The organism is Amycolatopsis sp. WQ 127309, from assembly GCF_023023025.1.
In the GTDB taxonomy this organism is placed as follows: domain Bacteria; phylum Actinomycetota; class Actinomycetes; order Mycobacteriales; family Pseudonocardiaceae; genus Amycolatopsis.
The window spans coordinates 811966-833471 of the sequence record NZ_CP095481.1; the positions used below are offsets into that span (position 1 = coordinate 811966).

The following is a 21506-nucleotide window of genomic DNA, read 5'->3' on the forward strand; positions in this document are numbered from 1 at the left end:
TGCCCGGACTATCCGATCCGTCCATTCGCGACAGGCTTCAGCAGGTCGAGCGCGCGGCCGAGGGTGTCCAGCCGCGCTTCGAGCGTCTCGCCGGCCGGGTACAGCCGGACCGTGTCGATGCCGGTGTCACGCCAGACGCGCAGGCGTGCGCGGACCATCTCCTCGGTGCCGATCAGCGTGGTGCCGAGCACCATCTCGTCGGTGACGAGCGCGGTGGCGCCGTCCCGGTCCCCGGCCTGCCAGCGCTCGCGGACCTCGGCGGCGACGTCGGCCCAGCCCTGACGGCTGTAGGCGTTGTTGTAGAAGTTCGTGGTGGCCGAGCCCATCCCGCCGAGGCTGAACGCGAGTTCCTTCTTGCGCCCGCCGACCATCGTGCGCAGCTCGTCCTCGTTCGCCGCGAAGGCGACTTCGGCGCCCTGGCAGACGTCGATGTCCGCACGCGTGCGGCCCGACTTCGCGAGCCCGGCGTCGAGGTGGGTGAAGTACGCGTCGGCGCCTTCGGGGACGAAGCTGGTGCCGAGCCAGCCGTCGGCGACCTCGCCGGTCAGCTCGAGGAGCTTCGGCGAGAGCGTGGCCAGGTAGATCGGGATGTCCGGGTTCGGCGCGGTCGACAGCCGCATCGGGCGCGTCTCGCCGGGCAGCGGGATCTCGAAAGCCTTGCCGGAGAAGGAGATCTTCTCCCCCGCGAAGGCCTGGCGGATGATTTCGACGGTTTCGCGCATCCGCGTCAGCGGCTTGGCGAACGGGACGCCGTGCAGGCCCTCGATCACCTGCGGCCCGGACGGGCCGAGGCCGAGCGCGAACCGGCCGCCGGACAGGTCGGCGAGCGTCAGCGCGGCCTGCGCGATCGCGACCGGCGTGCGCGTGCCGAGCTGGACGATGCCGGAGCCGAGCCGGATCCGGTCGGTGCGCGCGGCGAGGTAGCCGAGCGCGGACGGCGCGTCCGAGCCCCAGGCCTCGGCGACCCAGCAGACGTCGAGGCCGAGCTTTTCCGCCTCCAGCACGAAGTCCAGCGTCACGGGAGTGTCGCGGGAGAACTCGACCGTCGTCGCGGTCTTCACGAGCCTTCGACCCGGTCCTTGATCGCGGCGAGGTTGCCGGTCATCGCGGTTTCGAACTCGCGGAGCCGCACGAAGACGATCTTCTGTTCCTTCTCGGGCATCCGGTCGATGGCGAACGACAGCCCGGACCGGCCCGGCCCCAGCTGCATCCACTGCGAGAGCCGGGTGCCGCCGTTGTCGGGCTCGAGGGTGAACTTCCAGACCGAGCTCGGCTCGGCCGGATCCTGCACGGCCCAGGCGAACACCCGCGGCGCTTCGCACTCGACGACGTACGACGTCGTCTCCCACTCGCCGAACGCGTCGTGCTTGCTCCGGCCGACGAACTTGCGGCGGGTCTCGCCGTCGCACCACTCGACGGACTGCAGTTCCGAGCTCAGGGAAGGCATCAGCCCGATGTCCGAGACCACCGGCCAGACGGCCTCGGGGGCGGCGTCGATCCAGGTCGAGACCTCGGCCGTCGGCTTGTCCGCGTACCGCGCGCCTGTCCACTCCATCGTGGTCGCCACTCCTCTCGGTGAGCTTCTGACCACGATAGTTGCGTAGGTAGACCCAGCTGTCAATCTCACTCCTGCCGGGCGAAGCGCTCCTCGACGTCCGCGCGCTGCGCCAGCCGGGCCGGGAAGCCGGGGCCGCGGCGCATCCGCGTGTCGTCCGGCGTCATCGGCGCGGCGCACTCGGCGCAGACGATCTCGGCGTGCGTGTCGTGCCCGCAGGCCAGGTGGTGCACGGTGATCGGCGGGCCGCCCTCGCCGGCGAGCCACTTGTCGCCCCAGCGCGTCATCGCGAGCAGCACCGGGTAGAAGTCGCGGCCCTTTTCGGTGAGCACGTAGTCGTAGCGCACCGGCTCGGTCTGGTAGGCCACCTTCTCCAGCAACCCCTCGTCGACCAGCCGCTTGAGCCGGTCGGCGAGGGTGTTGCGGGCGATGCCGAGCGCCTGCTGGAACTCGTCGAAGCGACGGACGCCGTAGAAGGCGTCACGCAGCACCAGCGGCGTCCACCAGTCCCCCAGCAGATCCATGGTGCGCGCGATCGAGCACGGCCACTGCGCGAACGAGGTCCGTTTCATGCGGCCGAGGGTACGCCGTTTTCCGGAGAGACTCAGCAGGTCAGCCGCATGACCACCCGCCGCGCGGTCGGGCGGCTCACCTCCGTGAACCCCGCGGCGGCGAAGACGCCGGAGGTGCCGACGAACAGCTCGCCGGGCCAGGCGAGCTTCTGCCCCGGCTCGACGAGCATCGGGTAACCCTCGACGGCCCGCGCCCCGCGTTCGCGCGCGAAGCCGACCGCCGCCCCGGCCAGCGCGGCGCTCACGCCGCGCCGCCGGAAGCCCTTGCGGGTCACGAAACACGTCACCGCCCAGACGCCGTCGTCCGCCGGGTCCTCGTCGCGGCCGGCCCAGACGAGGTGGCTGCCGAGGAGCCGCCGGTACGCGGTGCGCGGCTCGACCGCACACCACCCGGCGGGCTCGCCGTCGACGTAGGCCACGAGCCCGGTCGCGTGCCCGGCGGTCTGGGTCCGGAGCCGCTCGGCGCGCTCTTCCGCGGTGCCCGACCGCCACTGCGCGGGCGTGTCCTTGAAGTACTGGCACCGGCAGCGGGCCGGGTCCCCGCGGTCGCCGAAGATCGCCTGCAGGTCCGCCCAGGACGCCTGGTCCGAGGGCACGAAGGTCAGCGCCATGCCCCGAAGCTAGACCAGGTGGCCGGTCGTGACGTCGACGTGGTCCGGGACCTCGTCGTGCTGGTCGCCGACCGAGAGGGTGCCCGCCGGCTCGACCAGGAGCACGCTCGCGCCCGCCTTCGACGACGGCTTGTGGAACGTGCCCTTCGGCACGACGAAGACCTGGCCGCTCTTGAGCGTCACGACCCGTTCCGCCGGGTCGCGCAGGCCGATCTCGATCTCGCCGTCCAGCACCAGGAAGAACTCGTCGGTGTCCTCGTGGACGTGCCAGACGTGCTCGCCGGCGAACCGCGCGAGGCGGATGTCGTAGTCGTTGACGCGGGTGACGATCCGCGGGCTCCAGGCGGCGTCGAAACTCGCCAGGACTTCGGTCAGGTCGATCGGGTTCATGCCTGCCATGGTCGGCCTGGCGGGCGGGCGGCACGAGTGCTAGGAATCGCACATGCCGCAAGAATTCTCTCACCGGGTCGTCGCGATCGTGACCGCGGAGTCGAATCCCTTCGAGATGGGCGTCGCAACCGAGCTGTTCGGGCTGCGGCGGCCCGAGCTGAACCGGCCCTGGTACGACTTCACGCTCTGCGCCGCGACGCCGGACGTGCGGATGAACCTGGGCATGTTCACGCTCTCCGGCGTCGCCGGGCTCGAGGCCGCCGACACGGCGGACACGCTCATCGCGCCGGCCCGGCCCGACACCGGCGTGCCGACCGATCCGGCGATCATCGCGGCGATCCGCCGGGCCGCGGACCGGGGCGCCCGGCTGGTCAGCTTCTGCACCGGCGCGTTCGCGCTCGCCGAGGCGGGCGTGCTGGACGGCAGGCGCGCGACCACGCACTGGCGGTGGGCCGCGGAGTTCGCCGAGCGCTTCCCGGCGGTGCGCTGGGAGCCGGACGTCCTGTTCGTCGACGAGGGCGACGTCCTCACGGCGGCGGGCAGCGCGGCGTCGCTCGACCTCGGCCTCCACCTCATCCACCGCGACCACGGCGCGGAGGTCGTCAACGCGGTCAGCCGCCGCCTGGTGTTCACCGGCCACCGCGACGGCGGGCAGCGGCAGTTCATCGCCCGGCCGGTGCCGGCGGTGCCGGACACCTCGCTGGCACCGCTGCTGGCCTGGGCCCTCGAACGGCTGGACACCCCGCTGACGGTGACCGACCTGGCCACACGGGCGGTGACCAGCCCGGCAACGCTGCACCGGAGGTTCCGCGCGGAACTGGGGACGACGCCGCTGGCGTGGCTGACGACCGAGCGGGTGACGCTGGCCTGCCGCCTGATCGAGCGCGGCGAGCTACGGCTGGACCGGGTGGCCGAGGCGAGCGGCTTCGGGACGGCGGCGAACCTGCGGCTGCAGCTGAGACGCCACACGGGTCTCAGCCCGAGCGCGTACCGCCGCCGCTTCGGCCCGGCCCTCGTGAGTGGAAGTTAGGGTTCTAACCCGTATTACCACTCACGACGTCTTGGAGCGCCTTGGCCAGGGCGTCCTCTTGCAGCCGCGCCGGGTAGCCGCGGGGGTCGGCCGCCGCGAGGACGTTGAGGCCTTCCACCAGTGCCACCAGGCTCTTCGTCGTCAGCTCCAGGCGGTCGTCCGTCCATTCCGGACGGCAGGCCGCGATCAGGCGGCGGACGCGGGCCAGGAACGAGTGGTTCGCCGCGCGGTGGCGCTGCGCGAGGTCGTCGTCGGCGAGGGCGGCCGCCAGGAAACCGACCCAGACGCTCGACTCCTCGTGGTGGCCGTGCGGCAGGTCGATCGCGCAGCCCAGGACCGCGCGCAACGCGGCGGGGGCGTCGACGGCCGCTGCTTCGGCCGCGTCCGCGCGGATCGCCGTGCGCTCGTACAGCAGGTCGCGCGCGTGCAGCAGCAGGGCCTTCTTCGTCGGGAACGTGTGCAGCACCAAGCCCGTCGTGCAGCCGGCGCGTTCGGCGACCGCGCGCAGCGTCAGGCCCGGCAGGCCCGCCTCGGCGAGCACCTGCCACACCGCGTTCGACAGCAGCTCGCGCTGCGCCTCCACGTCACGCTGTCTCGGCACCCGGAACCTCCTTCCCCGGTAGCGTAACAGGTGCTACGGTAACGCTCGTTACGAAACGGAGGGGTGCCCCATGACCAATCTCGGCACGAGCGAAATAACGCCTGTGAGCTGGGACGATCCCGACGCCGTCCGGCTGCGCGAGGCCCAGCGCGTCGAACTCGACGCCCGCTACGGCACCGACGACCACGAGCCCGGCGCGCTGCCGACCGCCGAGACCATGGCGGTGTTCCTCGTCGCGCGCGACCGCGACGGCACCGCCGTCGGCTGTGGTGGGCTCCGGCCGCTCGGACCGGGCTCCGCCGAGATCAAGCGGATGTACGTCGACCCGGCCGCGCGCGGCACCGGCGTCGCGACCGCCCTGCTGCGCGCCCTCGAAGACCACGCGCGCGACCTCGGGATTCCGCGGCTGCTGCTGGAAACCGGCACCGGGCAGCCGGACGCGATGCGCTTCTACCAGCGTGAAGGCTACGAGCCGATCGAGGCCTACGGGCCGTACCGCGGCGAATCGATTTCGCGTTGCTTCGCCCGGGATCTCTGAGCGCCATCGGATTTCCGATGGCCAGGCCAAGGCAAGCTATTGGTTCGCGAGGACACCACGGGCCTACCGTCGATAGCACGGCGGCCCAGGGTCGGGCCGCCGCTCCCGACTCAGACGGAGTTTTCCCTTGCGCATCAAGCACATCGGCGTCGCGCTGGCCGCGATCGCCATGGTCGCCTTGCCGGCCACCCCGGCCGGCGCGGCACCGCGGATCGTGCCACTCGCCCCCGGGCAGCAGCCCGAAAACATCACCCTGGAGCCCGACGGCTCCGCGGACCTGACCTTCGCCTACACCGGCGAGATCGGCCGGGTCTCCCGCGACGGCAACGTCACCGTCATCGCCCGGATCCCAATCCCCGCCGACGGCGACGTCCCGGTCGTCCACAAGAGACTGTTCCTCGGCGGCATCGTCCGCGCGCCCGGTGGTGACCTGTACGTCGCCGTCTCCACCGGCACCGCGGCCACCGGCCTCTACCGGGTCAGGGCCGGGGTGCCGCCGGTGCAGGTGGCGAAACTGCCGCCGTCCGGCTTCCAGAACGGCGTCGCGCGCGACCCGGCGACCGGCGACCTCTTTGTCGCCGACTCGTTCGGCTCGACGGTCTGGCGGGTTTCGCGGGGACGCGTCACCGCCTGGGCCACCGGCGAGCTGCTCGCTCCGGTCAGCGGCTTCGGCGCCAACGGCGTCAAGGTCCACGACGACGCGCTCTGGGTGTCCAACCTGGACCGCGGCACCCTGGTCCGGTTCCCGTTGCACGGCGGTCCCGGCCGGGTCGTCACGTCGGGTCTCGGCCCGGTCGACGACTTCGCTTTCCACGGCGACACCGTCGTCGCCGCGATCAACCAGGACAACCGCGTGGTCACCGTCGGCCGCGACGGCGTCAAGACCATCCTGTCCACTTCGGACGGACTGGCCAACCCGACGGCGGTCGCCGTCCGTGACGACACGCTGTTCGTCACGGACGGCGCCTACTTCGGTGGCTCGCCGAACCTGCTTCAGGCGACGCTCGCGGCGAACACGTGCAACGCCGGGTTCGCCGGCAGTGTCACCGCCACGACCTCCTTGCCCGCGGTCAGCGGGACGGAGTTCGCGAACACCCGGTACGGCGTGGTCGGGTAGGCCGCGCCGGTCCCGGTGTTCTTGCCCAGGACGGTCGCGACGGTCGTCGCGCCGTACTGGGCGGGATCGGCGCAGCACCAGTTCGGGAACCCGAGGTCGGCCTGGCTGGTGCTGCCGTCGGCGTACTGGACGACGACCGTGCCCTTCGCGGTCCCGGTGCCCGTGCCGGCCAGCACCAGCTTCGCCCCGGTTCCGCGCACCGCGACGGTCTGACCGGCCGCGACGACGTTGTCCGGCTTCTCGCCCACGGCGTCCGGCCAGGTCAGCGTCGCCCCGAGGGCCGAGAACGCGGCTCCCGGCTTGAGCCCGGCCTCGGTGAGGCCTTCGGCCCGGAAGCTGCTGCCCCCGCCGTCGAGATCACCGGCCGTCACGTGGCCCGCGTCGGTGACGCCGACGTTCGACGCGGCCGCCGCCAGGGACGCGTACGGCACCGTCACCGTCGACGAGTCCACGGCCTGGTGCGTGTCCAGCCGCGCGCGGTAGGTCGTGGTCGCGGTGACCTGGTAGCCCGCCGGCTTCAGCCCGGCGTCCGGGGTCAGCGTCACCGGCACCTTCACCGTCTGACCAGGCCGAACGAGCTTCGGCAGCGCCGGGACGTCGGCGCGGAACCCGGTGCCCTGCACCGACAACGCGACGTCCCGGACGGGCAGCGGCGTGCCGTTGGTGAAGCTCACCGTCGCCGCCGTGGGCTGCCCCGGCGCGGCCAGCGAGGGCATGGCCAGCGTCGTCGTGCCGTTGTCGTCCTCGGGGAAGAACCCGCCGACCGCACTGGCCCCGAAGAGCCGCACGTCCTGACTCGCGCCAGCGCTGATCTGCGCAGTCTTCACGCGCACGACGCCATGGGCGGCCGGGTCGTACCACCAGCCCGAAGCCGCCTTGTCCAGCTCGGCCTTGCTGGCGTACTGCCGCAGGATCCCGGTGCCCGCTTGGACGAGCGCCGGTTTCGTTCCCGTGTGGACGGACAGCTGGTAGTTCCGCGCGGCCGGCTTGCCTGCGTAGTTCCCGGTGCTCGCGCCGATCCCGACCGTCACCGTGCCGGGGCCGGACTGGGGCGCGTCCACGGTGAACGTCTGCTTCGCCTGCTCCCCGCGCTGGTACCCGCGGGTCACGCCGTCGTCCTCGGTGAGGGTGAAGCTGCCCTTGGCCTGTGGGTACACGTCCAGGTCCAAAACGGACTTGTCCCGCGTCTGCCACGATTTCGTGCCGGCGGCCCACATCGGCACCACGGCGCCGGCCCGGACGAACAGCGGGAGCGTGTCGAGCGGCGCGTCGTAACCGTCGATCGTGGTCGGGCCGGTGTAGGTCTTGCCGCTCCAGTAGTCGACCCAGGTGCCCTTGGGCAGGTAGATGCCGTTGCGGACGTTCGCCTTCTCGTACACCGGCGCGACCAGGAAGTCGGTGCCGGACAGGAACTCGTACTTGGCCTTGTCGGTCCAGACGTTCGGGTCGTCCGGGTACTCGAGCGCGAGCGGCCGGACCTGGCCGACGCCGGTCTGGTGCGCCTGCGCGGAGTAGCTGTAGGTGTAGGGCAGCAGGCGTTCCTTGAGCATGAGGTACTTGCGGTTGATGGAGGTGTACGGCTCACCCTGCTGCCACGGCTGCTTGTCCGCCGACGCCCAGCCGTCCATCGTCATCGCCGCCGGCAGGAACGCCTTCCACTGCAGGTCGCGGACGTAGGTCTGCGGGCTGCCGCCGAAGATGCCGTCGATGTCGCCGGTGTTGTACGCGATGCCGGACGTCGTCGCGCCCGCGTACGTCGGGATCTGCCACTTGATGTAGTCGTAGGAGCCGGACTGGTCGCCGCTCCACAGCACGCCGCAGCGCTGGGCGCCGGCCCAGCTCACCGGCTGCCAGACGAACCCGCGGGCGTCGCTGTTGTCCTCGATGCCCTTGTAGGCGGTGTCGCAGGCGTCGAGCGCGAACTGGTAACCCGGGCCGACCCAGGCGACGTCCAGCTTGCGCACCCGCACCCCGGCCTTGACCTCTTCGGCCTGGTTGGGCACGCCGTTCTCGGTCCACAGCCCGAGCTGCATGCTGTCTTTCCGCAGGCCCTCGCCGGTCTGCGGCAGGTTCTCGTAACCGCAGCCGTAGCCGTCGTTGACCAGCATCCAGCCGTTCGGCATGTCGTGCGCGGCGTAGCCGTCGGCCACCTTGACGGCGTCGAGCGTGTGCCGCTCGCCGCGGTTGGCGTTGTGCAGGTAGCAGTCCGAATCGCCGGTTTCCAGGCCGTAGATCGGCGGCAGAAAGGGCTTCCCGACCAGGTCGGTGTACCCGCCGATGACGTCTTTGAGGGTGTTCCCGACGACGTAGGTGGCGTCGAAGCGGCGCTCGTCGTGGGTGGTCTCGACCGGGTCGGTGAACGAGTAGCTGCCCGGCGCGAAGGTGTTCCGCAGGACGCCGTAGCCCGCGGTCGAGGCGTAGAACGGCTGCGAGTTGGGCGCGCCGCCGTCGTTCCAGTTGTCGTCGGCGAAGATCTTGATCGTCTGGTCGCGGTGGCTGTAGCGGCCGTTCTGCTCGCCGCCGCCGACGAACTGCTCCGACGCGGTCCGGGTGAGGCGCTGCGTGGTCGTCGAGCCGGTCCAGGACAACGGCGCGGACTCCGCCCAGAGCTGCTTGCGGTCCGCGCCGTCGTAGAGAGCGAACTTCAGCGGACGCTTGTACGCCCGCAATGTCGCTTTCGGGGTGGAGATGGCCCAGTACGCGCCCTTGTCGACGCGCTTCGGCGTGGCCGGGGGCGTGCTCTTCGGGAGGACGATCTTGCCGCCGGCGGGGTCGGTGAAGGACCCGTCGGGGGCGAGCCAGACCCGGACGGCGCCGTCGGCCGGGAAGCTCACGCGCACCGCCGCGCTTCCCGACGTCAGCGTCACCGTGGCGCCGTCGGCGGCGATCCCGGTCAGATCACCGAGCTGCCCGGAGGGCGCCGCGGACGGGTCGGCGTAGGCCGTGGCGGGCGAGAGCCCGAGGACGGCGGCCGTCGCCAGACACCAGAGCGTTTGCGCAACTCTGCTCATTACTGACACCTTTCGCGCATCAATACGCATGTTGGAGTCTGTATAGCGCACGTTTCGCGCAGTGTCACCCACTGAACCGGTTCCGACTCCCGACTCCCGACTTCCGTCGGCCTTCCGCTGTACAGTTACTCCGGGTACTTGAACGGCGTCTTAGAGGTCACCCCATCTGCAAATTGCAGATCGCATCTCTCCGTCCATTCAGGACGATGCCGCGCGCCGTTTCCCGTTGTCACACTTCAAGTTCCGTTGCGCGTTTTCCGGCGTGCAACAGCACGTGCATCCGCACGACGCTCGCGCACGCAAGTTGTCAGCAAGTGATGAAGTGCTTGCTGTGAAACACTTTCCGCTGTAAGTTGGCAGCCCACCGAAGGCTGGGGATCAGTCATCGGGGCTCGTGCTGCTCGACGGGATCGGGGAGGTGACCGGAGAGAGCGCTTACCGGCGGTCGGGTCGCCGTCGGGTGCAGGAGGGATGTCATGCCGTGGTACGCACAGGACAAGCAGTGTCCGACCGAGTGACAGAGCCATACTTGGTGGCACAGGACGCCATCGCCGAAGAGCTGCTACGCGGCAAGTGGTGCGTGTACCTGCACGAATGGCTGGGCGACGACGGCGATCTGCCGACGTGGCAGGCCGAGGTGGCCGCCAAAGCGTCACTCTCCGGAGTCGAAGTGTGCTTCGTCGAGATCCCGCGCAAGGACATGACGCTGATCGCGAACGTGCGGGCGCTGCCGTCCTTCGAACAGGTCACGGAGTCGATCGCGGCGCTGGAGGACTACCGCGGCCGCGTCGACCGACAACGTTGGCATGGCCCGGCGGTACGCCGGTTGCCCCCACCGGAGTAGCCGCTACCGAGCCGCTTCGCGTTGCTGGGCCGCCAGGAAGTGCGCCGTCTTCGCCGTGGCGTCGTACAACGCGCGGTAGTGCTCGTAGAACTCCTGGTACCGCGTGACGTTCGCCGGGTCCGGCGTCACCGTCGTCGCGATCGGGTTGGCGCGGGCCAGGTCGATCTCGACGCCGGTGGCCTCCGCCGCCAAGAGCGCGTCGCCCAGGCAGGCGCCGATCGTCTCGGCCGGGATCTGCTGGGGCAGGCCCGTGACGTCGGAGACGATGCGCGTCCACAGCCCGCCCTGGGTGCCGCCGCCGACCGCGACCAGCCGCCCGGCCGCACCACCCGCGGCGGCCATCGCCTCCAGGTTGTGCCGCACGCCGTACGCGATGCCTTCGAGCGCCGCGCGGTAGAGGTCGGCGCGGCCGTGCGTGGTCGTCAGCCCGGCGAGCACGCCGCGCGCGTCCGGGTCGAACAACGGCGTCCGCTCCCCGGCGAAGTACGGCAGCAGCAGGAGCCCGCGGCTGCCCGCCGGCACTTCCGCGGCTTCGGCGACCAGGCCGGCGTAGTCGCTGCCGACGAGCCGGCGCAGCCAGTCGGTGACCGCGCCGGACGTCGCCATGCCCGCGGCCAGCGTGAAGCTGCCCGGCGTGACGCCGCGCGTGCCCCACAGGCCGGGGTGCGGCCGCGGTTCGGTGAGCACCTGGACGAGGAACATCGTGGTGCCGTACATGACCATCACGTCACCCGGCTCGCGGACGCCGACGCTGGCCGCCTCCGCCCAGGCGTCGACCGTCCCGGCGGTGACCGGCAGGCCCCGCGGCAGCCCGGTCCGCGCCGCCGCGGCCGCCGTCACCTCGCCCGCGATCTCGGTCGGCCACAGTAGTTCCGGCAGCTCGAGCCCGGGTGCGACGCGTTCCGCCCAGTCCTTCGCCCACTCGCCGGCCGCGAGGTCGTACAGCGGCGTGCACTGGCTGGCCGAGTGGTGGTCCAAGACGTAGCGGCCGGTGAGCCGGTGCACCAGGAACGAGCTCGCCATCAGGAGTTTCTCCGTGCGCGCGTAGACGTCCGGCTCGTGCCGGGCCAGCCAGCGCACCTTGGGCCCGACGGCCTGGCTGGTCAGCGGCGAACCACCGCGCGCCAGGATCTCGCCGGCCCCGAACTCTTCGTTCAGCTCCGCGATCTCGGCGCCCGCCCGGGTGTCGACGCCGTAGAGGATGGCCGGCCGCAGCGGATCACCGTGCTCGTCGGCCGGCAGCAGGCACGGGCCGATGCCGCTGACCCCGAGCCCGGCGAGCGGCCGGCCGTTCGCGGCGCGCAGCAGGTCCGCGACGATGGCGGTGAAGTCGGCCCACCACACGGTTTCGGCGTCGTGCTCCACCCAGCCGGGGCAGGGCGTCGAGACGCCGTGCTCGCGGACGGCCCGGGCGAGCACCGCGCCCCCGGCGTCCACCAGCACGCCCTTCGAGCCGGCCGTGCCGATGTCCACGCCGAGCAGCAGCCCCGTCATCCGCCCCTCCACGCACCGCTTGTGCGGGAAATCGATTACCTCCAAGCTATGGTGTGCCGGGAACACTGTCAACGACACGGGTGGACGGAGACGCGGGTGGCGACGATCTCCGACGTGGCGGCGCTGGCCGGGGTGTCCACCGCGACCGTGTCCCGGGCGCTCAACGGCAAGTCCACTGTGGACCCGGTGCTGGCCGAGCGGGTCGCGCGGGCGGTGGAAGAGCTCGGCTACACGCCGAACGGGCTGGCCCGCAGCCTGCGCCGCCGCGAGACGGCGGTGCTCGCGCTCATCATCTCCGACGTCGAGAACCCGTTCTTCACGGCGATCGCGCGCGGGGTCGAGGACACCGCGCAGGCCGCCGGGTTCTCCGTGATGCTGTGCAACTCCGACGAGAACACCGCGAAGGAACGCCGGTACGTCGAGGTCGCGGCGCAGGAACGGCTGGCGGGCGTGATCATGTCGCCGACCACCGGCGGCAGCGACGTCCGCCCGCTGCTCGCGCACGGCACGCCGATCGTGACGGTCGACCGGCTCCTGGAAGCGGCCGACTGCGACGCGGTCCTCGTCGACTCCCGCGTCGCGGCCCGGGATGCCGTGCGGCACCTGGTCGACCGCGGCTACGAGCGGATCGCCTGCATCGCGGGGCCGCCGGGCATCACCACCGCGGACGACCGTCTCGACGGCTACCGCGACGGGCTTCGCGACGCGGGCCGGAAGCTCTCGACGCGGCTGGTGCGCCGCTGCGAATTCCGCGAAACCGGCGGATACGAAGCGGCGAAACAATTGCTGGCGCAGACCGACCCGCCGGACGCGCTCCTGGTGTCCAGCAGCACGATGGCGATCGGGGTGCTGCAGGCGATGGCGGAGCTGGGCCTGCGTTCGGGCCGCGACGTCGGCATCGTCTCGTTCGACGACGCGCCGTGGACGACGCTGATTTCGCCCACCCTGACGGTGGTGGCCCAGCCCGCCCACGCGATGGGCCAGCTCGCGGCGCGCCTGCTGCTGGACCGCATCGGCGGCGGCTCCCCCGCGACGACCACCACGACGATGGCGGCGCAGCTGATCGTCCGGGGCAGCTCCACGCGCTGAAGGCAAGGTTGACTTCAACCATTCTTGAGCTTTTACCGTCGGCGGTATGACTGCTCTCCTGCCGCCGATCCCGCGGACCGTCTGGATCGCCTCCGGGGTGATGGCCCTCGGCGGCTTCCTCGGCAACATGGACGGCTCGATCGTCGCCGTCGGGCTGGAGTCGATGCGGCTGAGCCTGGGCGTCGGGCTGGTCGAGGTCCAGTGGGTCGCCACGGCGTACCTCCTCGGGCTGTCCGCGGCCCTGCCGCTGACGCCGTGGCTCGTCCGGAAGCTCGGCGCGGGACGGCTGTGGCTCGGCGCGCTCGCGGCGTTCCTGGTGACGTCGGCCGCGTGCGCGCTCGCGCCGGACGTCGGGACGCTGATCGGCGTCCGCGCGGTGCAGGGCATGACCGCCGGCGTCATGGTCACGGCCGGGCAGACCGTGATCGGGCTGGCCGTCGGCCCGGAACGGCTCGGCCGGACCATGGGCACGCTCGGCCTGGTCGTCGGGCTCGCGCCGGTGATCGGGCCGAGCGTCGGCGGCTTGCTGCTCGCGCACTTCTCGTGGCCGGTGCTGTTCTGGCTGAACCTGCCGATCGGCGTGGTCGCGTTCGGGCTGGCGCTGCGGTTCGTGCCGCGCGGCGACCGGCGGCAGCCGCCGCCGGTGGACTGGCCCGGCCTGGTCCTGATCTCGCTCGGCCTGCCGCTGGTCGTCTACGCGCTCACCGAACTCGGCACGCCGGGGTCTGCCGGCCCGCTGAACGTCGTGCTGGCGGCGGCCGGCGCGGTCGCGCTCGCGGTGTTCACCTGGTGGTCGTCACGCGCGCCGCACCCGGTGCTGCAGCTGCGGCTGGCCGCCCGGCCGGTCATGGGCGCGGCGCTGGCCACTGTGCTGCTGGCCGGCGCCGGGATGTTCGGCGCGGTGCTGCTGCTCCCCCTGTGGTTCCAGGTCCGTCTCGGCGCCGGACCGGCCGAAGCGGGGGTGCTGCTCGCGCCGATGGGCCTGGCCACCACGGTGTTCTTGCTGGTGGCCGGGCGGCTGACCGACCGGTACGGCGGCGGCGCGGTCTCGTTCACCGGGTCGCTGGTGGTGCTGGCGAGCACGGTGCCGATGCCCTGGCTCGGCCCGGCCACGCCGATGTGGCTGATCCAGGCGTTGCTGCTGGTCCGCGGCGCGGGGCTGGGCTTGTCGATCGTGCCCGCGTCGACGGCGGCGTACGCGTCGGTCGACGCGGGCGAACTGGGGCACGCGACGGCCCTGGTCAACATCGTGCTGCGCGTGGGCGGCGCGGTCGGTGGCGCGTTGTGCGTGATCGTCTTGTCCCGTGGCCTCACGATCGATCCGGCGACGGGCTTCGGCTGGGCGTTCGGCGTGCTGGGCGCGCTGTGCGTGCTCGGTACCGTCGCGACGGCCTGGCTGCGCCGCGCGGAGCGGCGAAAGAGCTGACCGGCACCGCGACGGCCGCGCCGCGCGATCGTCCACAGTGGACGCCACGATGGGACCCACCTGCGAACCTGGCGCGATCACCGGTTTGGTGATTTCCTGGAGCCGATCAACCACGGTCAGTGACGGGGAGGACGGACCATGCTGGGGGTACGCAAGCGGCTGCTGATCGCGGCGGCGGTCACGGCGGTAGCGGGAAGCCTGCTGGCCGCCGCGCCGGCGTCGGCGGCCGGCACGGGAAGCGTCGACTGGAAACCCTGCGCGGACGCGCCGGGCGTCGACTGCGGCGCGGTGACCGTGCCGATCGACTACGCCCACCCGGAGAAGGGCACCACGAGCGTCGCGCTCGCCCGGCGGAAGGCCACCGACCCGCAGGCCCGGATCGGCGCGGTCCTGATGGACCCGGGCGGTCCCGGCGGACCGGGCGCGGGCCAGGTCAAGGAAGGCTGGTCGCTCTCGGCCGAGGTCACCAAGCGCTTCGACACCGTGGGCTTCGACCCGCGTGGCATCGGCGACAGCACCCAGATCAAGTGCGGCCTCGACGAGGTCATCGCCGACCACCCCGAGGTGCCGCGCAGCCAGGCCGAGTTCGAGCAGCTCGCGCAGTACAACCGGAAGGTCGGCGAAAGCTGCTCCCGGCTCACCGGGCCGCTCGCGAGCTTCGCCGACACCAAGACCGTCGCGCGGGACATGGACGTGATCCGCGCCGCGCTCGGCGAGAAGAAGCTGACCTACTACGGCGTTTCGTACGGGACGCTGATGGGCCAGCAGTACGCCGAGCTGTTCCCCGGCAAGGTCCGCGCGCTCGTGCTGGACAGCAACATGGACCACTCGCAGCTGGGCGCGTGGGACTTCCTGCGCAGCGAAACGCAGTCCGTGCAGGCGGAGTTCGGCGAGTTCGCCGGCTGGTGCGGCCGGACGCCGTCCTGCGTGTTGCACGGCCAGGACGTCTCCAAGCTGACGCGGGACCTGCAGGACAAGGCCGCGCGCGGGGAACTGAAGGCGCCGCAGAGCGGTGAACCGATCACCCCGCTGAACCTCGCGTCGATCTTCCAGGGCGCCTTCTACGGCCCGAGCTGGGACCAGCTGGCGAAGACGTTGAAGTCCTTCGCGGAGGGCACGCCGCCGGCCGCGTCGGCGCGAGCGCGGGACGAGATCCCGGTCAACACCGTGTTCCAGAGCATCTTCTGCGACGACTGGAAACTGCCGGTGCACAGCTACGCCGAGCTGGAGATCTACCGGCGTGCGGCCGCGGCCTCCGCACCGGACGTCAAGGTCAACTCGCTGGGCTGGTCCGCCGTGACCGCCTGCATCGGCTGGCCGGAGAAGGCGAGCAACCCGCAGCACCCGCTGCAGGTGCACGGCGCGCCGCCGCTGCTGGTCCTGAGCAGTGAGTACGACCCGGCGACGCCGTACGCGTGGTCGCAGACCGTGGCCCGGCAGACCGGCAACACGCTGCTCACCTACGACGGCTGGGGCCACGGCGCCTACTTCAAGAACAGCGACTGCGTCACCAAGGCGACCGACGACTACCTGATCACCGGCAAGCTCCCGGCGCGGGGCACGCACTGCGCGGCGGTGGAACCGAACGCGGCGCAGGCCCGGATCGCCGGGCCGAAGGCGCCGGTGACGATCGGTTTCTGACGCTTCCGTTGCGGGGCCGGGACCGGCACAATCGGTTCCGGCCCCGCAACGTCGCGGGCAAAGGAGACCGTCATGCGGTTCAGGACTTTCCTCGCGAGCACGGCGATCGCCGTCACGCTGACCGGGCTGGCCACGGCTCCCGCGGACGCCGGGGTCCGGCACGGCGGCGGGTACCTCGCGCTCGGTGACTCCGTGGCGTTCGGGTATCGCCCCGGCGCCGTGACGCCGGTTTCGGACTACCTGAACGCGGCCAACTTCCGCGGCTACGCCGAGAACTACGCGGCCCTGCGCGGCCTGCGGGTCGCGAACGCGTCCTGTCCCGGCGAGACGACCGGGAGCATGCTGAAGGCGGGCGCGCAGAGCAACGGCTGCGAGAACTCCGTCGGTTCCCCGGTCGGCTACCGGACGACGTTCCCGCTGCACGTGACGTACGCGGGCACCCAGATCGACTACGCCACGCGGTACCTGCGCACCCACTCCGGCACCAAGCTGGTGACGCTGAACATCGGCGCCAACGACATGTTCGTCTGCCAGGCCACGACGCCGGACCAGTGCACCGGCCCGGACTTCCAGGCGGCGCTGAACCGGATGAGCCGCAACGTCGCGACGATCCTCGGCGCCGTGCGCGCCCACTACCGCGGTGACGTCGTGCTGATGTCGTACTACTCGCTCGACTACCGCGATCCGGTGCAGGTCGAGCAGACGCAGGCGATCGACGCGGCGCTCACGCAGGTGACCCGCCGCTACCACGGGAAGATCGCCGACGGCTTCACCGCGTTCCGCTTGGCGTCCCTGCGCACGGGCGGCGACCCGTGCGCGGCCGGGCTGCTGATCAAGCTGCCGACGGGCGGCTGCGACGTCCACCCGACCGCGGCCGGCCACCGCGTCCTCACGGCGGCCCTCGCCCTGGCGCGTTAGACGGCCTGGACCTCGACGCCCGCGGCCTCGAACGCGCGCACGACCTCCGGGTCCGCTTCCGCGTCGGTCACCAGCGCGTGCACCTGCGACGTCTCGCAGATGCGCGCGAACGCGCGGCGACCCAGCTTCGACCCGTCCGTCACCGCGACCACGCGCTCGGCGCGTTCCACCATCAGGCGGTTGATGCTGGCCTCGCCCTCGTGGTGGGCGAACGCGCCCGCGTCCGGGTCGAACGCGTCGACGCCGAGGAACAGCAGGTCGATCGTCAGCTCGCTGAGCACCCGCGTGGCCAGCGGCCCGCTCAGCTCGAACGACTGCGGCCGCGCCACCCCGCCGGTCACCACGATCTTGACGTTCGGGCGCACCGCCAGTTCGTGCGCGATGTTCAGCGCGTTCGTCACCACCGTGATGCCCGGTGCGTCACCCCGGCCGGACAGGTCGGAGCGGATCGCCAGCGCCCGCGCCACGCCGGCGGTGGTCGTGCCGCCGTTGAGGCCGACGACCATCCCCTTGGCGGCGAACGCGGCCGCGGCGTTGCTGATCCGCTGCTTCTCCGGGACGTGCCGCGCGGTCTTGTAGCGCAGCGGCAGGTCGTAGGCGAGGTCGTTGGCGACCGCGCCACCGCGGGTGCGCGTGAGCAGCTGCTGCTCGGCCAGGTGGTCGAGGTCGCGGCGGATGGTGGCCGCGGAGACGCTCAGCTCCTCGGCGACGTCCTCGACGTCGATCTTTTCCCGCTGCCCCAGCATGTCCAGCAGGGTGCTCAACCGTTCGTGCCGGGCCATCGGCGGTACTCCCTAGGTTCCTGTGCACAAAGAAGTGCGCTGTTGACCACCGTTTCGAGCATTATGCTGCACGATCACTGTCCGTGGAACGCGGCACGCCGCCTACTTCATCCGGAAGTCATAGCGCCCCGGCAGCGGATCGGCTGACAGCGCCGCCCAGGTGTCGGACAACGACGTCTCCCCCTCCCGGATGTTCGCGACCTCGAACCCCGCGTCGAAGATCGCCCGCGCACCCTCGACGTCGCCCCGCGCGAGCCGCGCCTGAGCGGCCAGCAGGGCGAGCCGTCCCGTCGGTTCCGGCGGCAGCTCCGGCGCACACCCGGCCGCGACGGCCTCCACCAGCAGCGGCTCCAGAGCCGGCGCCAGCTTCACCGCCCGGTCGTACAGCCGGCCCGCCTCCGCCGAGCCGGCTGTCACCGCCAGGCAGCGCAGCGCCCACGGGTTCTCGGCCGCCGACACCGAAGCCGCCCACGCCTCCCGCGCCGCCTCGTGACGCCCGGCCGCCCAGCGCGCGACACCCCGGTGGTACCAGGTCAGCCAGTTGCCGGCCGTGTGCTCCAGCAGATCGGCCCAGTACCGGTTGACCAGCGTCGACGGCGGCACGGCCCGTGGATCACCCGCCGGCGGGACACCGTCCAGCAGGGACAGCCACGGCTCTTGCTCCGGCCCCAGTGACTCCGGGGGAAACGGCGTGCCCGGCAGGTACGCCGGCATCCGGCGGGCCTCCAGCGCGCCCCAGCCGGATCCCGTGGCCAGCAACGGACCCGGCTCGACGTCGAGGATCTTCCGCCACTGTTCGTGGTACCCGGTCAACACCGGCGCGACGACGGCGTCGGTGGCGGCCTGCCAGTCGTCGCCGTGGACCACCGCGGGGTCGGCCGAAAGCGGGCCGTACGCCTCGAGCCAGGCCCACGCCTCACCCGACGGGAGCCGCAGGTGCTCCAGCTGCGTGCGGGCCAGCCCGGCCTGGATCTCCAGGTAGCCGCCGGCGCCCGGCGCCAGCCAGTCCTGCCAGCGCCGGCCGCCCGCGGATTCGCCCCACAGGAACAGCTTCCGGCCGCGCAGCCGCTCGGTCGACGTCTGCAGCAGACCGCGCCCGTCGCCGTCGACCGCGGCGATCCACGGCTTCGAGCACTCGAAGAAGTAGTCCGCGGCGGACTCCGCCCGCGCCGGGTAGGTCAGCGCACCCGGGACGTCGACCAGGTCCAGCCGGCCGGAGTAGCCGTAGTGCCAGGCCTGCGTGGCCGGCGCGAGCACGCGGGTGTCCGCCGTCTGCGCCACCGCGATGTTCGACCACCAGTACACCGGGACGTCGTGCGGGTGCGGGTTGCGGATCCGCACGCCCACCAGCAGGAAGTCCGAGTCGTCCGGCAGCCAGAAGTCGAGGTGGTAGGGCAGGTCGCGGGTGCGTTCCCACTCCCACAGCCGCAGCACCGGCGTGCCGTCCGGCCCGTCGACCTGAGCCGCGAACATCGGCGCGCAGGTCAGCGTCGTGTGCCCGGTGCTGCCGAGGTTCCACTCGACGCCGCCGGCGAACCAGGCGTCGCGCAGCGCGAGGTTCGCGGGCTGGAACACCGGGTTGCGGTAGAGCAGCTCACGTCCGTTGCAGACCAGCGAGTACAGCCGTCCGCCCAGGGTCGGCAGGATGGTCGCGCGCACCCGGTCGTTCTCCAGCACCAGCGCGGGCAGTTCCCGCTCGACGCGATTCCTCGAGTACCCGTCCTGAAGTCGGCACGGCAGCACGGTGTCGAGCCGCCCGTACGCCAGCCCGGCCGCGAGGTCCGGCGGCAGTTCGTCCACATTGGACACCGAGGCGACGGCCTCCGGCTTCACCAGCGGCGGCAGCGGGTTTTCCGGCCCCAGTTCGGCCGCGGGCAGGACCAGCGTGGTGCGGTACAGGCGCGTCATGGCAGCCGGTCACCGGTGGCCGCGTCGAACAGGTGCACCGAGCCGACCTGCGGGGCCAGCGCGATCGTCTGGCCGCGCTGCCACGGCGACATGCCCGGCGTGCGGACCGTCAGCACCCGGTCGCCGTCGCGGCAGTACAGGTACTGGTCGCTGCCCAGCTCCTCGACCACCTCGACGATCGCGTCGAACCCGCCGTCGCCGATCGTCCAGCCCTCGGGCCGGACGCCGACGACGATGCCGGGGCCGGTCAGCGCCGAGCGCTGCGCCGGGGTCAGCGGGACGCCCAGCGCGCCCTCGGCATCCACAGTGGTCTCCAGCAGGTTCATCGCGGGCGAGCCGATGAACCCGGCGACGAACACGTTCACCGGCCGCGCGAACAGGCCGATCGGCGTGTCGACCTGCTGCAGGACGCCGTCCTTGAGCACCGCGACCCGGTCGCCCATGGTCATCGCCTCGACCTGGTCGTGCGTGACGTACAGCGTCGTGACGCCGAGGCGCCGTTGCAGCGACGCGATCTGCGTGCGCGTCTGCACCCGCAGCTTGGCGTCCAGGTTGGACAGTGGCTCGTCCATCAGGAACACGCTCGGCTCACGCACGATCGCCCGGCCCATCGCGACGCGCTGGCGCTGCCCGCCGGACAGCTTCGCGGGCTTGCGGTCCAGGTACTCGGTCAGGTCGAGCACCTTCGCCGCTTCCTGCACCCGGCGCTCGCGTTCGGCCTTCGGCATCTTGGCCAGCTTCAGGTGGAAGCCGATGTTCTCGCCGACCGACATGTGCGGGTAGAGCGCGTAGTTCTGGAACACCATCGCGATGTCGCGGTCCTTGGGCGCCAGTTCGGTGACGTCCCGCTGTCCGATGTGGATGGAGCCGTCGTCGACGCCCTCCAGCCCGGCCAGCATCCGCAGCGTCGTCGACTTGCCGCAGCCGGACGGCCCGACCAGCACGAGGAACTCGCCGTCGGCGACCTCGAGGTCGAGCCCGTCGACGGCGGGCCGCTCGACACCGGCGTAGAACCGGGTCGTGTCCTGGAAACTCACGGTGGCCATCAGGTCCTACTTTCCGGCGCCGAGGGTCAGGCCGGTGATGATCCGGCGGGCGAGCACGAGGTAGAGCACGAGCATCGGGAGCACGACGATCGCCACGCCGGCGATCAGGCCGCCGTACTCCGACTGGTAGCTCGCGGCGCCGTAGAAGGTGAACAGCGCCCGCGAGAGCGTGAAGTGGGCCTGGTCCTTGAGGAACACGATCGCCAGCAGCGTCTCGTTCCACAGGCCGATGGCGTTCAGCGTCAACGCCGTGATCAGGCCGCCGCGCGCGAGCGGCAGCATGACCGAGAAGAACGTCCGCGTCGGCGAAGCACCGTCCAACGAGGCCGCTTCCTCCAGCTCGTCCGGCAGCGAGCGGAAGAACCCGGTCAGCAGGAACACGGTGAACGGGATCGACAGCGCGACGTAGAGCAGGAACAGGCCGTATTCGTTGTCCAGGTGGGCTTTGCTCATGGTCACGAACAGCGGGATGATCACCGTCTGGAACGGGACGCCCATGCCGATCGCGACGACGTTCGTCAGCGGCCCGGACCCGCGCACGCCGAGCCGGGTCAGCGCGTACGCGCAGGGCGCGGACACGGCGACGGTCGCGACCGTCGCCAGCCCGACCAGCACCACGGTCGTGAGCACGGCGTCGCCGAACCCGGCATTGTTCCACGCGTAGATGAAGTTCCGGAACGGCTTGCCGAGGTGGAACCACTGGTACGGCAGCGCGAACGGCTTGGTGAAGATCTCCACCGGCGTCTTGAACGACGCCGTGAGCAGCCAGTACAGCACCAGCACGTTGCCCGCGGTGAACGCCCAGACGATCACGGAACCCAGCAGCCGCAACGGGCTCAGCTTCCGCGAACCCGGCGCGGGACGCGGTTTGCGCGGTACCTTGCGCGGCGGTTTCGCGACCGCGCGCGCCGGCGCTTCGGTGACGGTCATCGG

Annotated in this window: 19 protein-coding genes; 7 read left to right on the forward strand and 12 right to left on the reverse strand. The window is 71.6% G+C overall.

Translation table 11 applies throughout. From position 1 onward, the window contains the following. Nucleotides 1-8 precede the first annotated feature (8 nt). The 5 genes from MUY22_RS03175 to MUY22_RS03195 all read right to left on the reverse strand — a co-directional run bounded on the left by MUY22_RS03175 (nucleotide 9) and on the right by MUY22_RS03195 (nucleotide 3137). The gene (locus MUY22_RS03175) at nucleotides 9-1061 is read right to left on the reverse strand and encodes an LLM class flavin-dependent oxidoreductase (protein WP_247056854.1); all 1053 of its coding nucleotides are present in this window, start codon (nucleotides 1059-1061) and stop codon (nucleotides 9-11) included. Beyond that, nucleotides 1058-1555, reverse strand: coding sequence for an SRPBCC family protein (locus tag MUY22_RS03180; protein ID WP_247056856.1), 498 nt, complete (start codon nucleotides 1553-1555; stop codon nucleotides 1058-1060). Before MUY22_RS03180 ends, MUY22_RS03175 begins: the two co-directional genes overlap by 4 nt. Nucleotides 1556-1623: 68 nt before the next feature. Next, nucleotides 1624-2127: a helix-turn-helix domain-containing protein gene (locus tag MUY22_RS03185; RefSeq protein ID WP_247056858.1), complete on the reverse strand. Its 504-nt coding sequence runs from the start codon at nucleotides 2125-2127 to the stop codon at nucleotides 1624-1626. A gap of 32 nt (nucleotides 2128-2159) precedes the next feature. After that, nucleotides 2160-2738 (reverse strand): GNAT family N-acetyltransferase, encoded by a 579-nt coding sequence (locus tag MUY22_RS03190; RefSeq protein WP_247056861.1) that lies wholly within the window; start codon nucleotides 2736-2738, stop codon nucleotides 2160-2162. 9 nt (nucleotides 2739-2747) lie between these two features. Then, complete coding sequence (locus tag MUY22_RS03195; protein WP_247056862.1) at nucleotides 2748-3137, reverse strand: cupin domain-containing protein; 390 nt, start codon at nucleotides 3135-3137, stop codon at nucleotides 2748-2750. Between the two features lie 43 nt (nucleotides 3138-3180). Here MUY22_RS03195 and MUY22_RS03200 point away from each other — a divergent pair, with 43 nt between their 5' ends. Continuing rightward, nucleotides 3181-4158 (forward strand): helix-turn-helix domain-containing protein, encoded by a 978-nt coding sequence (locus tag MUY22_RS03200; protein WP_247056864.1) that lies wholly within the window; start codon nucleotides 3181-3183, stop codon nucleotides 4156-4158. A gap of 4 nt (nucleotides 4159-4162) precedes the next feature. On the opposite strand, the gene MUY22_RS03205 is transcribed toward MUY22_RS03200, so the two are convergent. Continuing rightward, the gene (locus tag MUY22_RS03205; protein ID WP_247056865.1) at nucleotides 4163-4759 is read right to left on the reverse strand and encodes a TetR/AcrR family transcriptional regulator; all 597 of its coding nucleotides are present in this window, start codon (nucleotides 4757-4759) and stop codon (nucleotides 4163-4165) included. A gap of 103 nt (nucleotides 4760-4862) precedes the next feature. Between MUY22_RS03205 and MUY22_RS03210 the strand changes: the two genes are divergently transcribed. After that, nucleotides 4863-5297, forward strand: coding sequence for a GNAT family N-acetyltransferase (locus tag MUY22_RS03210; RefSeq protein ID WP_247056867.1), 435 nt, complete (start codon nucleotides 4863-4865; stop codon nucleotides 5295-5297). 993 nt (nucleotides 5298-6290) lie between these two features. Here MUY22_RS03210 and MUY22_RS03215 read toward each other — a convergent pair. Then, nucleotides 6291-9425: a TIM-barrel domain-containing protein gene (locus MUY22_RS03215; protein ID WP_247056870.1), complete on the reverse strand. Its 3135-nt coding sequence runs from the start codon at nucleotides 9423-9425 to the stop codon at nucleotides 6291-6293. A 532-nt stretch (nucleotides 9426-9957) separates the two neighbouring features. Here MUY22_RS03215 and MUY22_RS03220 point away from each other — a divergent pair. Beyond that, nucleotides 9958-10269 carry a hypothetical protein gene (locus MUY22_RS03220; RefSeq protein WP_247056872.1) on the forward strand — a complete coding sequence of 104 codons (312 nt, stop codon included), beginning with the start codon at nucleotides 9958-9960 and terminating at the stop codon, nucleotides 10267-10269. A 3-nt stretch (nucleotides 10270-10272) separates the two neighbouring features. Here MUY22_RS03220 and MUY22_RS03225 read toward each other — a convergent pair whose 3' ends face one another. After that, nucleotides 10273-11763, reverse strand: coding sequence for an FGGY-family carbohydrate kinase (locus tag MUY22_RS03225; protein ID WP_247056873.1), 1491 nt, complete (start codon nucleotides 11761-11763; stop codon nucleotides 10273-10275). A gap of 96 nt (nucleotides 11764-11859) precedes the next feature. Between MUY22_RS03225 and MUY22_RS03230 the strand changes: the two genes are divergently transcribed. The 4 genes from MUY22_RS03230 (at nucleotide 11860) to MUY22_RS03245 (ending at nucleotide 16837) form a co-directional block, all read left to right on the forward strand. Next, entirely contained in the window at nucleotides 11860-12852 is a 993-nt protein-coding gene (locus MUY22_RS03230; RefSeq protein WP_247056875.1) for a LacI family DNA-binding transcriptional regulator, read from the forward strand. Between the two features lie 46 nt (nucleotides 12853-12898). After that, complete coding sequence (locus tag MUY22_RS03235; RefSeq protein WP_247056877.1) at nucleotides 12899-14278, forward strand: MDR family MFS transporter; 1380 nt, start codon at nucleotides 12899-12901, stop codon at nucleotides 14276-14278. A gap of 138 nt (nucleotides 14279-14416) precedes the next feature. Beyond that, nucleotides 14417-15919: an alpha/beta hydrolase gene (locus MUY22_RS03240; RefSeq protein WP_247056879.1), complete on the forward strand. Its 1503-nt coding sequence runs from the start codon at nucleotides 14417-14419 to the stop codon at nucleotides 15917-15919. Between the two features lie 72 nt (nucleotides 15920-15991). Further along, complete coding sequence (locus MUY22_RS03245; protein WP_247056881.1) at nucleotides 15992-16837, forward strand: SGNH/GDSL hydrolase family protein; 846 nt, start codon at nucleotides 15992-15994, stop codon at nucleotides 16835-16837. Here the strand turns inward: MUY22_RS03245 and MUY22_RS03250 are convergent. The 4 genes from MUY22_RS03250 to MUY22_RS03265 form a co-directional block, all read right to left on the reverse strand. After that, entirely contained in the window at nucleotides 16834-17619 is a 786-nt protein-coding gene (locus tag MUY22_RS03250) for a DeoR/GlpR family DNA-binding transcription regulator (protein WP_247056883.1), read from the reverse strand. The two genes, MUY22_RS03245 and MUY22_RS03250, sit on opposite strands and share 4 nt — an antisense overlap. Nucleotides 17620-17721: 102 nt before the next feature. Further along, nucleotides 17722-19527, reverse strand: a complete 1806-nt coding sequence (locus tag MUY22_RS03255; RefSeq protein WP_247056886.1) for a DUF5107 domain-containing protein — start codon at nucleotides 19525-19527, stop codon at nucleotides 17722-17724. Continuing rightward, a complete protein-coding gene (locus MUY22_RS03260) occupies nucleotides 19524-20573 on the reverse strand; it encodes an ABC transporter ATP-binding protein (RefSeq protein WP_247056887.1) in 1050 nt (349 codons plus the stop codon). The genes MUY22_RS03255 and MUY22_RS03260 overlap by 4 nt, the downstream gene beginning before the upstream one ends. 6 nt (nucleotides 20574-20579) lie before the next feature. Next, entirely contained in the window at nucleotides 20580-21503 is a 924-nt protein-coding gene (locus MUY22_RS03265; RefSeq protein ID WP_247056889.1) for a carbohydrate ABC transporter permease, read from the reverse strand. Nucleotides 21504-21506 lie beyond the last annotated feature (3 nt).

What these genes read in the sequence shown, in the direction of transcription:
- MUY22_RS03180 (WP_247056856.1), bottom strand. Translation starts at nt 1,555, where the DNA reads ATGGAGTGGACAGGCGCGCGGTACGCGGACAAGCCGACGGCCGAGGTC.
- MUY22_RS03185 (WP_247056858.1), bottom strand. Translation starts at nt 2,127, where the DNA reads ATGAAACGGACCTCGTTCGCGCAGTGGCCGTGCTCGATCGCGCGCACC.
- MUY22_RS03190 (WP_247056861.1), bottom strand. Translation starts at nt 2,738, where the DNA reads ATGGCGCTGACCTTCGTGCCCTCGGACCAGGCGTCCTGGGCGGACCTG.
- MUY22_RS03195 (WP_247056862.1), bottom strand. Translation starts at nt 3,137, where the DNA reads ATGGCAGGCATGAACCCGATCGACCTGACCGAAGTCCTGGCGAGTTTC.
- MUY22_RS03200 (WP_247056864.1), top strand. Translation starts at nt 3,181, where the DNA reads ATGCCGCAAGAATTCTCTCACCGGGTCGTCGCGATCGTGACCGCGGAG.
- MUY22_RS03215 (WP_247056870.1), bottom strand. Translation starts at nt 9,425, where the DNA reads ATGAGCAGAGTTGCGCAAACGCTCTGGTGTCTGGCGACGGCCGCCGTC.
- MUY22_RS03225 (WP_247056873.1), bottom strand. Translation starts at nt 11,763, where the DNA reads ATGACGGGGCTGCTGCTCGGCGTGGACATCGGCACGGCCGGCTCGAAG.
- MUY22_RS03235 (WP_247056877.1), top strand. Translation starts at nt 12,899, where the DNA reads ATGACTGCTCTCCTGCCGCCGATCCCGCGGACCGTCTGGATCGCCTCC.
- MUY22_RS03240 (WP_247056879.1), top strand. Translation starts at nt 14,417, where the DNA reads ATGCTGGGGGTACGCAAGCGGCTGCTGATCGCGGCGGCGGTCACGGCG.
- MUY22_RS03245 (WP_247056881.1), top strand. Translation starts at nt 15,992, where the DNA reads ATGCGGTTCAGGACTTTCCTCGCGAGCACGGCGATCGCCGTCACGCTG.
- MUY22_RS03250 (WP_247056883.1), bottom strand. Translation starts at nt 17,619, where the DNA reads ATGGCCCGGCACGAACGGTTGAGCACCCTGCTGGACATGCTGGGGCAG.
- MUY22_RS03255 (WP_247056886.1), bottom strand. Translation starts at nt 19,527, where the DNA reads ATGACGCGCCTGTACCGCACCACGCTGGTCCTGCCCGCGGCCGAACTG.
- MUY22_RS03260 (WP_247056887.1), bottom strand. Translation starts at nt 20,573, where the DNA reads ATGGCCACCGTGAGTTTCCAGGACACGACCCGGTTCTACGCCGGTGTC.
- MUY22_RS03265 (WP_247056889.1), bottom strand. Translation starts at nt 21,503, where the DNA reads ATGACCGTCACCGAAGCGCCGGCGCGCGCGGTCGCGAAACCGCCGCGC.